The sequence below is a fragment of the Henriciella pelagia genome, assembly GCF_002088945.1.
Classification (GTDB): domain Bacteria; phylum Pseudomonadota; class Alphaproteobacteria; order Caulobacterales; family Hyphomonadaceae; genus Henriciella; species Henriciella pelagia.
The window spans coordinates 65645-75889 of record NZ_NCSU01000006.1 but is presented as its reverse complement, the minus strand read 5'-3'; the positions used below and the strand labels follow the sequence as shown (position 1 = coordinate 75889).

Annotated in this window: 14 protein-coding genes; 4 read left to right on the top strand and 10 right to left on the bottom strand. The window is 60.0% G+C overall.

The genetic code is table 11. The features are described 5' to 3' along the window. Nucleotides 1-26: 26 nt before the first annotated feature. A complete protein-coding gene (locus B8746_RS01560) occupies nucleotides 27-1235 on the top strand; it encodes a BaiN/RdsA family NAD(P)/FAD-dependent oxidoreductase (protein ID WP_084391473.1) in 1209 nt (402 codons plus the stop codon). 62 nt (nucleotides 1236-1297) lie between these two features. After that, the gene (locus tag B8746_RS01555; RefSeq protein ID WP_198943691.1) at nucleotides 1298-1657 is read left to right on the top strand and encodes a YbaN family protein; all 360 of its coding nucleotides are present in this window, start codon (nucleotides 1298-1300) and stop codon (nucleotides 1655-1657) included. Here B8746_RS01555 and B8746_RS01550 read toward each other — a convergent pair. Genes B8746_RS01550 through B8746_RS01535 form a run of 4 tightly spaced genes read right to left on the bottom strand, consistent with a single transcriptional unit; the run spans nucleotide 1624 to nucleotide 3356 of the window. Next, nucleotides 1624-1890 carry an HNH endonuclease gene (locus B8746_RS01550; protein WP_269843681.1) on the bottom strand — a complete coding sequence of 89 codons (267 nt, stop codon included), beginning with the start codon at nucleotides 1888-1890 and terminating at the stop codon, nucleotides 1624-1626. The two genes, B8746_RS01555 and B8746_RS01550, sit on opposite strands and share 34 nt — an antisense overlap. A gap of 8 nt (nucleotides 1891-1898) precedes the next feature. Next, nucleotides 1899-2783 (bottom strand): bifunctional methylenetetrahydrofolate dehydrogenase/methenyltetrahydrofolate cyclohydrolase FolD, encoded by an 885-nt coding sequence (gene folD / locus B8746_RS01545; protein WP_084391471.1) that lies wholly within the window; start codon nucleotides 2781-2783, stop codon nucleotides 1899-1901. Beyond that, nucleotides 2776-3063: a DUF167 family protein gene (locus tag B8746_RS01540; protein ID WP_084391470.1), complete on the bottom strand. Its 288-nt coding sequence runs from the start codon at nucleotides 3061-3063 to the stop codon at nucleotides 2776-2778. The genes folD and B8746_RS01540 overlap by 8 nt, the downstream gene beginning before the upstream one ends. Before the next feature lie 2 nt (nucleotides 3064-3065). Further along, complete coding sequence (locus tag B8746_RS01535) at nucleotides 3066-3356, bottom strand: YggT family protein (protein WP_084391662.1); 291 nt, start codon at nucleotides 3354-3356, stop codon at nucleotides 3066-3068. 175 nt (nucleotides 3357-3531) lie between these two features. Here B8746_RS01535 and B8746_RS01530 point away from each other — a divergent pair, with 175 nt between their 5' ends. Further along, nucleotides 3532-4752, top strand: a complete 1221-nt coding sequence (locus B8746_RS01530) for an MFS transporter (RefSeq protein ID WP_084391661.1) — start codon at nucleotides 3532-3534, stop codon at nucleotides 4750-4752. Here B8746_RS01530 and B8746_RS01525 read toward each other — a convergent pair. The 3 genes from B8746_RS01525 to B8746_RS01515 form a co-directional block, all read right to left on the bottom strand. Further along, entirely contained in the window at nucleotides 4749-5123 is a 375-nt protein-coding gene (locus tag B8746_RS01525) for a VOC family protein (RefSeq protein ID WP_084391469.1), read from the bottom strand. The two genes, B8746_RS01530 and B8746_RS01525, sit on opposite strands and share 4 nt — an antisense overlap. 77 nt (nucleotides 5124-5200) lie before the next feature. Beyond that, the gene (locus tag B8746_RS01520) at nucleotides 5201-5956 is read right to left on the bottom strand and encodes a hypothetical protein (RefSeq protein WP_084391468.1); all 756 of its coding nucleotides are present in this window, start codon (nucleotides 5954-5956) and stop codon (nucleotides 5201-5203) included. Nucleotides 5957-5992: 36 nt separating this feature from the next. Further along, on the bottom strand, nucleotides 5993-6766 hold the full coding sequence (locus B8746_RS01515) for an SDR family oxidoreductase (protein WP_084391467.1): 774 nt from the start codon (nucleotides 6764-6766) through the stop codon (nucleotides 5993-5995). A 162-nt stretch (nucleotides 6767-6928) separates the two neighbouring features. Between B8746_RS01515 and B8746_RS01510 the strand changes: the two genes are divergently transcribed. After that, entirely contained in the window at nucleotides 6929-8626 is a 1698-nt protein-coding gene (locus B8746_RS01510; RefSeq protein ID WP_084391466.1) for an ATP-binding protein, read from the top strand. A 9-nt stretch (nucleotides 8627-8635) separates the two neighbouring features. Here the strand turns inward: B8746_RS01510 and B8746_RS01505 are convergent, their stop codons facing one another. Genes B8746_RS01505 through B8746_RS01495 form a run of 3 tightly spaced genes read right to left on the bottom strand, consistent with a single transcriptional unit; the run spans nucleotide 8636 to nucleotide 10192 of the window. Beyond that, the gene (locus B8746_RS01505; protein ID WP_084391465.1) at nucleotides 8636-8929 is read right to left on the bottom strand and encodes a 4a-hydroxytetrahydrobiopterin dehydratase; all 294 of its coding nucleotides are present in this window, start codon (nucleotides 8927-8929) and stop codon (nucleotides 8636-8638) included. A gap of 4 nt (nucleotides 8930-8933) precedes the next feature. After that, complete coding sequence (locus B8746_RS01500) at nucleotides 8934-9533, bottom strand: hypothetical protein (RefSeq protein ID WP_143434498.1); 600 nt, start codon at nucleotides 9531-9533, stop codon at nucleotides 8934-8936. Continuing rightward, entirely contained in the window at nucleotides 9530-10192 is a 663-nt protein-coding gene (locus tag B8746_RS01495) for an HAD-IA family hydrolase (RefSeq protein WP_084391463.1), read from the bottom strand. Before B8746_RS01495 ends, B8746_RS01500 begins: the two co-directional genes overlap by 4 nt. Between the last annotated feature and the right edge of the window lie 53 nt (nucleotides 10193-10245).

Sequence of the window (10245 nt, the reverse complement as noted above, 5' to 3'; positions counted from 1 at the left end):
ATTAAGACTTTTTCAGGATTTGCCTTCTGCAACAGCGGTTTCACACTCTCGTCCTTGGTGCCGGCGCGGCGGGCCTGTTCTGCGGCGCGCGGGCGGCCGCCCGTGGGTTGACCGTGTGCGTCATCGACCACAGCGCGAAACCGGCGGAGAAAGTGCGCATTTCAGGTGGCGGCCGGTGCAACTTTACCAATATCGAAACAAAGGCGGCCAACTTTCATTCCGAGAATCCGCATTTCGCCAAGTCGGCGCTCGCCCGCTACACGCCCTGGGATTTCTGCGACCTCATGGCGAAGCATGGTCTCACCTGGCATGAAAAGACGCTGGGACAGCTGTTCTGTGACCAGCGCAGCACGGCGGTCATCCAGCTCCTGCTGGACGAACTGGAAAGCGCAGGCGGGCAATTGCGCCTCTCAACCAGTATCGAGGCGGTGCACCATCGAGATGGCCGGTTCGTTGTCGATACGAGTGCGGGCCAGGTTGAGGCTGACAATCTGGTCGTCGCGACGGGCGGGCTTTCCATTCCGAAGATCGGCGCGAGCAGCTTCGCTTATGAACTGGCGCGCCAGTTCGGCCATGAGATCATCGCCCCTCGCCCAGCCCTTGTCCCTCTGACCTTTACTGGCAGCGCGCAGGAAAGCTTCGCCAGCCTGTCCGGGGTCGCCTGCCCAGTCGATGCGAAAGCCGGCCGCGGGCCGGACTTTCACGAGGCCATGCTCTTTACCCATCGTGGACTGTCGGGCCCCGCCATTCTCCAAGTCTCGTCATACTGGCGAGAGACCGAAACAGTCGACGTAGACCTTGCTCCCGGCTGGTCTGTCCGCGATGCCCTGAAGACCGCAAAGGCGGACAGCCCGAAAATCTCGCTCTCGACCTGGCTGGGCCGCCAGTATGCCTCGCGACTGGCAGATTTCATGCTGACATGGCCCGGCATGCCGCCCGACAAGCAGCTCGCAAACCTCTCCAGCGCTGAGATCGAAGCCATCGATTTTGCTCTGAAGCACTGGTCCATCAAGCCGGCAGGCACTGAGGGCTGGCGTACGGCGGAAGTTACAGCTGGCGGCGTCGATACGGCTGGCCTCTCATCGCAGACGATGGAAAGCCAGCGGGTAGAGGGCCTCTACTTCATCGGCGAATGCGTTGACGTGACCGGCTGGCTCGGCGGCTACAATTTCCAATGGGCGTGGGCGAGCGCAGCCGCTGCCGCCAGCGCCCTTCGATCAACTGATGACGGTTGACTGGCCCTTTAAAAGCAATTGTGCGAGAACCATTCTCAACTGATTGTGGAGAAGGCGCGGGCATGATGATCGCGAGACTGCTCGGCTTCCTGTTCCTGGCCCTTGGCGCGATTGGAATTTTCCTGCCCGTCTGGCCGACCACAATTTTCTGGATCGTTGCCGCCCTCTGTTTCGCCCGCTCCAGCCCAGCCATGCGCGACTGGATCTACGCCCGCCCCAGATTTGGACCGCCGATTCAGCAATTCATCGAAAGAGGGACACTCTCGAACGCATCCAAAGGTGGTGCCCTGTTCGGGATGACGCTGGCAGGCGCAATAAGCACATTCATTCTCTGGGGACACTGGAGCTGGATGGCGCTTGCCATTGGCCTGCTGATTTGCGGCGCTGCCTATGTCCTTTCGCGGCCGACCGACCCAGCCTGAGACTTTCCCTTGATCTTGTTGCACCGCGCATGGGCAAGCTGAAAGTTTTCCGGCCTGTCCGGTCCGCCCGCCGCGCGTGGAATGATGTGGTCGAAGGTAGGGCGCTCTTTCTTCCAGATCGTGGCGTGAGCAACATCGAAACGGCTGGAAGGCATCGGCTTTCCGCAAAGCGCGCAGAGGCCTGACTGTTTGCTCCACAACGAAGCGAAAAGGTCACCAGGCGGTGGACTCACGGGCTGGTTCACAGCCCTTGCGGCAAATCCCAGCCGCGCCGGTAGCACGCCGCGATCACGGTATTGCGCAGAAGACAGGCGATTGTCATCGGCCCGACGCCGCCTGGTACGGGCGTGATGTGCCCGGCGACCGGCTCGCATTCGGTGAAATCGGCATCGCCGACAAGCCGCGTCTTGCCTTCGCCGCGCTCGGGCGCGTCGATCCGGTTGATGCCGACATCGATGACCACCGCGCCGGGTTTCACCCAGTCGCCCTTGACCATCTGAGGCCGTCCGACTGCCGGGACGAGAATGTCCGCCGTCCGGCATAGCGCTTCGAGGTCCCTGGTGCGCGAATGCGCAATCGTCACGGTGCAGTTCTCGGCCAGGAACAGAAGCGCCGCCGGCTTGCCCACGAGGATGGAACGGCCGATCACGACGACATTCCTGCCCGAGAGATCATCGCCGAGCGCACTCTTGGCGAGAATGACACAGCCTGTCGGCGTGCAAGGACGAAGGCCGGGCTTGCCTAGAACGAGCCGACCGGCGCTGGCCTCTGTCAGGCCGTCGACATCCTTGGCGGGGGCGATGCATTCAATGGCGCGTTGCTCATCAAGGCCCTTGGGCAATGGTAGCTGCAGCAGGATGCCATCAACCTCGGCATCATCGTTGAGGCTCGAAATCAGGGCTTCGACCTCATCCTGCGATGCGTCTGCCGGCAGGTGATGGTGCAGCGAGCGCATGCCGGTCTCTTCGGTCTGCTTGACCTTGTTGCGAACATAGACCTGGCTTGCCGGGTCTTCGCCAACGAGGACAACGGCGAGCGTGGGCTGCCCCGGAAGGCTCGAAACGGCCTTTGCGACCTTTGCGCGGACGTCTGCCGCGACCTGCTTGCCGTCAATCCGTTCAGCCATGCCCCATCCACTCCTCGATCTGGCGCGCCGCAGCGCTGCCGGGTTCAGTGTCGATGTCGACGCCCTTAATGCGGCTCGTCTCGCCCGTCACCACCCGGATTTCAGATTTTGCCAGTCCGAGGGCCTTGGCGAGGAGCTTTTCCACAGCGCGATTGGCCTTGCCTCGCTCGGGCACGGCTCGCACTTTCACTTTCAGGAAGCCCCGTCCGGCATCATCCACCCCGCAGCCCTCGACCGTGTCGGCCGATGCATTCGGGGTAACGCGGACCGTCAGCCGCATGCCTAAGGCACGTTCGGGATCAGGTAGAGATGGTTCACATATCTCAGGAAGATGATGAGAAGGATCAGCACGAGCGGCGCAAGGTCAATACCGCTGGTGCGCGGCAGGAACCCACGTATGGGGCGCAGGAGTGGTTCGGTCACCTGGTGAAGGGCCTGCCAGATCGACATCACGAACCCGTTTCGCGTGTTCACGACATTGAACGCGATAAGCCAGGACAGCACCGCCTGGATGATCAGCACCCAGATGGCCAGCTGCAGAACCAGGTCGAGAACTAACAGAATGGCTTTCACCAGTACCTCCAATTGTTTCAGCCCCGACTAAGCCGGTTTGCTGATGGACTGCAATAGATGGGCGTGTTTTGCCACAGTCCAAGTCCCGGCGCACTTGCGGCCGCCGGCTGCCCCAGCGTCGCGCTTGCCGCCTGCCGCGAAGATCGACAAGAAGGATGGTCAAGAAAGCGGGTCGATGAGCGAAGCAACAGAATTTGAACAGCCACCGCGCCCGTTGAGCGCCTTCCAGAAAGCTGCGATTGCCTTCGGCAGCGTGGCCATGGGCGCAGGCATGACGATCAATTTCGTGGTCGTGTCCCCACTCGCGCGACAAGCGGGGCTGACAGAGATACAGGTTGCCGGAATTCTCGTCCTGTCGGCCATCATCTATGCACTTATGATTCCTCAATGGGGTCGCTGGGCGGATCGCTTCGGTCGCAAACGGATCATGGTATTCTCCCTCTTCGCGATGGCCGGCACAAACATGATTTTCCTGTTTGCGCTCGAAGCGGCGCTGGCGGGGATTGTGACGGGCATGGCAGCCTTTTTCCTGCTCGTCTTCGTGCGCATCTTCTTCGGGTTGCTCTCGCCGGGCCTGCAGCCTGCCTCCATGGCGGCGATGACGGATGCGACGACTGCGCTTACCCGGGCGGGTGGGCTTGGCATGCTTGGCGCAGCCATGGGTCTTGGCTCCATTCTCGGTCCGGCTGGTGCCAGCGTGCTTGCCGAATTTGGAGAACTGGTTCCCCTCTGGGGCTCCATCGCCTTCTGTGCCTTTGCAGGCCTGGTGATCGGGTTTTCACTGCCGAAATCGAAAGGCAATCGCCACTCGAACCGCGCGACGCCGCTTCGCGTGCGTGACCCGCGTGTCTTGCCGCACCTGACATTTCTGTTCGCCTATTTCGTCGCGGTCGGCGCGATCCAGCAGACGCTCGCCTTCCTGGTGGTGGACCGCTACAACCTCGCGGACGAAGACGCAGTGCAGTCAACCGGCATTGCCTTCGCCTGCATGTCCGTTTCACTGATCATCGTCCAATTCGGGTACGTCCAGCCGCAGAGGCCGGATCCGGCCCGCATCCTGCCCATCGGGCTCATCCTGATTGTGGCTGGCTATATCGCCGCTGCCCAGCTCCAGGATTTCATCGCCTTCTGTACCGCTTTCGGCGTCGTGGGGATTGGGTCGGCGCTCTCTGTTCCTGCCGCCAATGCCCTCGGCAGCCTTTCAGTGGAACGTCATGAACAGGCGGCAGCTGCCGCGCTGCTCGCCGCAGCGCCGCCGACCGGCTTCATCTTCGGGCCCCTGCTTGGGGCGGTGCTCTATTCCATCGAGCACCGCATGCCACTCTTTGTCAGTGCGGCTATGATGGCTGCCCTGCTGGTCTACCGACTACTGGGGTTCCGCCAGCACAACGCCTAGCCAGTCATCACGAAGGCATTCAGCTTGTTCCCGTCCGGATCGCGGAAATAGGCCGCGTAAAAGCCGTCTTCGCCGCGCGGACCAGGCGCGCCCTCATCAGTCCCACCATTGGCAAGCGCGATCTCGTAAAGCTTGTGCACCTGATCCTGGTCCCTGGCCTGCAGCGCCACCATTGTGCCATTGCCGACCGTCGCTGTATTGCCATCAAACGGCTTCGTCGCGGCGATGCCAGCCGGACCATCCGGCGTGCCCCAAGCAATGAATGTTTCAAAATCCATCATGCGGCTGACGCCCATCTCCGACGCTATCGCGTCGTAGAACTTCGCAGCCCGCTGCAGATCATTTGTGCCGACCGTCACATATCCAATCATGTCCCACCCTCCTTTGGCAGAACCAGAACATACCATGAACATTCTGCGCCAGGCAAGACGAATTATAGCTCAGCCCGCTAATTCACGAAGTTTGCCGTGCAGGGCGCGTCAGCGCCTTCCGGAGTGCCGAAGACGACCCCACCGAAATCGAGTTCACCATCCTCAATGACAACCGAGCCCTGTTCGTGAATGTCGTCGGGGATCTGGTTGCCGCCCTCGACAGCAAATCGGAACGCATTTGATGCAGCGTCGTATTCGTAGACGCCCCAATAGTCCTTGTAGACCTCGAACGGCGTCCAGGTTACGGAAAATTCACCGCCGCCGGCGAAAACGAGCTCCCGGATGGGGCTGCCGTTCGGGCAGTCTTCCTCACGTTGGCGCCATGTGCCAACGAGCGGGTTTGCGTCCGCGGAGAACACGTCGACCCGGCCAATGAGACGATGCTCGCGATAGGACCCTTCGAGCAGTACCATCGTGCCCGGCGAAATTTCCGGACTGATCGTCGCGACCGCGCGGCCGTCTTCGAGGCGTTCGAAGGTTGCCGCGCCCTCAGGGGTGACGCCCAGGTCATCCAGACAGGCGGGAGGCAAGTGATTATAGCCGCCCGGCATGTCCGTCCAGTAAGGGGTGAGCGAGATCTTTTCGCCCGGCTCTGCCGAACGCGTCTCCATCCAGAAGAAGAAGGCCTTGTCACCGACATCGGGGCACGCTTCGCCGGACAATGGCGCCTTGCGCGGATCTAAACCTGTCCCGGCCAGTTCAGTTTCGCTATCAGAGCTCTGGCACCCGGCAAGCGCCAGACATAGCGAAGCAATTGCGGTTTGGATCTTCATCCCGGCCCCCTCTTCAATCAGATTGCTGCCAGCAGGCTACATCGCCGAAATGCCGCCATCCACCTTGAGCTCAATCCCGGTGACCAGCTTGCTCTCATCGGAGGCGAGATAGAGCACGGCATAGGCGATATCATCAGGCTCACCGACCTTGCCGAGCGGAATCTGGCGACCGAGCTTTGCGAGCGCTTCTTCCTCGCCGAACATCTCCTTGGTGCGGTCGAGGATCGGTGTGTTGATGAAGACCGGGTGCACCGAATTGCAGCGGATCTTGCCGCCGGTCTTTGCGCAATGCAGCGCAATCGACTTTGACATATGCCGCACGGCCGCTTTCGCCGTGTTGTAAGCGATGTAATTTCCGCTCGCGACAATGCCGGCAATCGACGAAATGTTGATGATCGAGCCAAGCCCATGGTCCCGCATGAGAGGGATCGCGTATTTGCAGCCATGGAAGATCGAGTCGACATCAACATCCTGCACCTTGCGGAACGTCTCGTAAGTCTCGTCCTCGACGGAGCCGAGAGAGCCGATGCCGGCATTGTTGACCAGAATGTTGAGCCCACCCATCGCGTCGTGGGCCTCCTTCAGCACGGTCTGCCACCGTTCGGCATCGGTCACATCATGCTGCCAGGCAAACGCAGTACCAGCGCCAAGCTCGGCATTGATAGCGCCAGCGACCTTCTCTGCACCTTCGCCGTTGATGTCCGTCACCGTGACCTTGGCGCCCTCGCGCGCAAGCATCCAGGCTGTCGCTTCGCCAAGGCCCTGCGCCCCGCCGGTCACAAACGCCATTTTTCCTGATACCCGTCCCATCGCTCTACTCCCTTGAATGTGTGTCCTTGTTCGCTCGCTTGAGTTCCAGCTTCAAGTACCTGCGTCAAGCGTAACCATTACGGCTTTGCGACCTCACGTTGTGAAGGATTCCTCAATGATTTCAGTCTAGTTGAAGGAAAAAACAGATTTGGGGGAAAACTCGTGTCGCAAAAAAATAAGCTGAACCTCAGTCTTGAGCAGCTACTGGAGGCCCTGTCGCATGTCGATAACGGCCTTGCGCTTCACGCTTCCGACTTCAGCCTTCTATATGTCAACAGCACTGCGCGCACGCACTTTCCGGAGTTCTACCGCCTGCTGGAGGCCGGTCAGTCGCTTGAAGACGCCATGTGTAACAGCGCCCGGTCAATTCTGGAAAATTCACCTGGTTTTGACACGGATAAGTTTGATGTCAGAGCTTACTCGCAAAACCTGGTCGACCAGGTACGCAGTTTCAGCACGGTCGATGTCGACACGATCGATGGAAAATCGATCAAGGCAACATTCTCGCAATTGCCGGACGGTACGGTCCTCTGCATCAGCTCGGACATCAGCGATGTTCGTAAGCAAGAGCGTAAACTGCGGCATGCCAAGCGCGAAGCTCAAGCCGCTAGCCAAGCGAAGTCCGAATTCCTCGCCTCCATGAGCCATGAGATCCGTACGCCGCTCAATGGCATCCTCGGCATGGCACAGGCGCTCGGTCATCGTCCTCTGCAGGCAGAAGAGCGCGAGATGGTCGATGCCATCCTCGACTGCTCCAAATCCCTTATGACCCTTCTCAATGACATTCTGGATCTTTCCAAGATCGAGGCAGGCAAGCTCGAAATCGCGCCGATCACCGACGACTTCCGTCACAAGATGAAGCGCACCGAGCGCTTCTATCGTCCGCGGGCAGACGAGAAGGGCCTCTTCCTGCGCGTCATTGTGGACAAGAATATCCCTTCCCTCATGGAGTTCGATCCGGTCCGCTTTCGCCAGTGCGTCGACAATCTCGTCTCCAATGCACTGAAATTCACCGCGACAGGCGGTGTGATCGTTGCGGCAACCTGTGAAGACTGCAGCGATCCCGAGCGGGTGCGCCTCAAGATTCACGTCTCCGACACCGGAATCGGGATGACGGAAGCGCAGATCGCCAACCTTTTCCAGAATTTCCAGCAGGCCGATGCTTCGACGACGCGCACCTTCGGTGGCACAGGCCTTGGTCTCTCCATTGCCCGCAAGCTCGCCCGCCTCATGGGCGGCGACATCACCGTGGTGTCGAAACCGGACAAGGGCTCCATCTTCACCTTCACCATGGAAGCGGGGAGGATTGCGCAACCCGAACTGCCGGTGGAGGAGCCAAAACCAACCATGTTTACGCCGCATCTGGTTGTGCCAGCCAAGGACGAGCACGTCGTGGACCTTCGCGGAAAGACAGCGCTGGTGGTTGACGACAATCGCATCAATCGGCGGGTCGCGCGCCTCTTCGTCGAACCGATGGGCCTCAATGTGGTCGAGGCAGGAAGTGGCCATGAGGCGCTGGAGGTTCTCGGCAAGATGGCCGTCGACATCGTCCTTCTGGATATCCACATGCCCGAAATGGACGGACCTGCAACGCTGGCCCGCATCCGGGCGAGCGGAGAAAGCTGGGCAAATGTTCCGACAATAGCGCTCACCGCCGACGCCATGGCCGGCGACCGTGAACGCTATATCCAGATGGGAATGTCGGACTATGTTTCAAAGCCGATCGATGAGCGCCAGCTGATGACAGTTCTGACGCGCTGCCTGTCGGCTGTCGCTCCTGAAGTGGCCCTGCGGCGTAACCGGGAAGACGACGACATGATGAGGGAGATCGACTCCCTCATCAAGAAGATGAGCGCCTAGACCAGCTCGCTAGCCGAGCTTGGCTGACAGCGCATCCATCTTCTGCGCGAGACTGATGTCCTTTTCAGTCACACCGCCCGCATCATGCGTGGTCAGTGTCACCTCAACCTTGTTGTAGACATTGAACCATTCGGGATGGTGATCGGCCTTCTCGGCCTGCGTCGCGATCGCGCTCATGAAACCGAATGCGGTGGCGAAATCTTCGAACTTGTAGGTCTTGCAGATGGCATGTTTGCCATCTTCGGCGGCGGTCCAGCCGGACAGCTGGCCAAGCGCGGTGTCGAGTTCCAACTTCGTGGTCATATGCCTATTCCTCGCCTTCTGTTTCATGCACGAAATAGAGCCAGCGGCCATCTTCGGCGATGGCGGTTCGAACGCCAGGATAGCCCTCGCCGTTCCGTATCTGAGCAATTCCCGTATCGCCCACAAGTTCCTCAAGGCGCGCCCGCTGGCTGAAGTTCAGCCGCTGGGGCTGAAGCTCCGCCGGATCAAGAGCAGCGAGCTCAGGCCAGATATACCAGGTCTCGCCGGACACCATCTTTGCGCCATACGGTCCGTCCAGAAGCTTTTCCAGCGTCAGGATCGGGTCAAAGCCTGTCCGCCGCAGCAGGTCCCAGTGTTCCCGATGCGAAGCCCCGGCAAAGTTGGACAGGAAGGTGGGCTCGGCCTCGGCAAATCTTGCGAGCTGGTAGAGCGAGTTGGTCTCAATGATCCGCTGAAGCTCGTCGATTGTGGCCTGCGCTTCTGCAGATATTTCACGGGTCGCCTGCTCGGGTCCGTCGCCGGGGCGCATATAATCCGGTGCCGCTTCGACTTTCAGGCGAACTGTTTCGGACCGGTCTTCGCCGCCGCAGGCTGCGAGGCCGGCTGGCAACGCCATCAGAAGAATGGCGAGCCCCTGTTTCACTGGGCGACCTGGGCGACCTGCCAGCCGGTCGCCTTGGTGAGGTCGGCCAGGAGCTGGTCTTCATTCAGCACCTTGATGGTCGTCATCCCCATGGCACGCGCAGGTTTGAGGTTGATCCCGAGATCATCAAGATAGACGCAATGCTTCGGATCGACATCAAGCGCTTCACACATGAGGGCATAGATACGCGGGTCAGGTTTACGAATTCCGAGTTTGGAACTTTCAATTACATGGTCGAACAGGTCAAAGATCTTCTCGATCTCGGCGGCGCGCTCATCGCTGTCGGTCATCGAAGCGCCCTTGCCGATGGGGGCATTATTGGTGATGCAGCCAACCTTCACCTTCGACTTGCAGTGTCTCAGCGCCTCAACCACGCGCGGACGGACATTGCCCGACAGCAGGCCGAGAACGTGCTTGCCAGGTACGGCGTGTCCGAGCGCCTTTGCTTCTTCCAGGAAGAGCGTGTCGAACTCCTCGGCATTGACCTGCGACTGCTCGAGCTTCGCCCAGGCATTCGTGTCGCCATTGCGCGCATTCACGCTGCGGATGAAGTCTGTGGGCAGGCCATTTTCGGCCTCATAGCGGTTGAACGCTTCGAAGGGAGACGAGGTAATCACCCCGCCAAAGTCCCAGATTACGGCATCAATGGTATTACTCATCAATATTCTCTAGCGGCTCCCATGTGCAGTGTCGTCATCTATTACCACCCGCA

What these genes read in the sequence shown, in the direction of transcription:
- B8746_RS01540 (WP_084391470.1), bottom strand. Translation starts at nt 3,063, where the DNA reads ATGCGGCTGACGGTCCGCGTTACCCCGAATGCATCGGCCGACACGGTC.
- B8746_RS01525 (WP_084391469.1), bottom strand. Translation starts at nt 5,123, where the DNA reads ATGATTGGATATGTGACGGTCGGCACAAATGATCTGCAGCGGGCTGCG.
- B8746_RS01530 (WP_084391661.1), top strand. Translation starts at nt 3,532, where the DNA reads ATGAGCGAAGCAACAGAATTTGAACAGCCACCGCGCCCGTTGAGCGCC.
- B8746_RS01555 (WP_198943691.1), top strand. Translation starts at nt 1,298, where the DNA reads ATGATGATCGCGAGACTGCTCGGCTTCCTGTTCCTGGCCCTTGGCGCG.
- B8746_RS01515 (WP_084391467.1), bottom strand. Translation starts at nt 6,766, where the DNA reads ATGGGACGGGTATCAGGAAAAATGGCGTTTGTGACCGGCGGGGCGCAG.
- folD (WP_084391471.1), bottom strand. Translation starts at nt 2,783, where the DNA reads ATGGCTGAACGGATTGACGGCAAGCAGGTCGCGGCAGACGTCCGCGCA.
- B8746_RS01495 (WP_084391463.1), bottom strand. Translation starts at nt 10,192, where the DNA reads ATGAGTAATACCATTGATGCCGTAATCTGGGACTTTGGCGGGGTGATT.
- B8746_RS01520 (WP_084391468.1), bottom strand. Translation starts at nt 5,956, where the DNA reads ATGAAGATCCAAACCGCAATTGCTTCGCTATGTCTGGCGCTTGCCGGG.
- B8746_RS01505 (WP_084391465.1), bottom strand. Translation starts at nt 8,929, where the DNA reads ATGACCACGAAGTTGGAACTCGACACCGCGCTTGGCCAGCTGTCCGGC.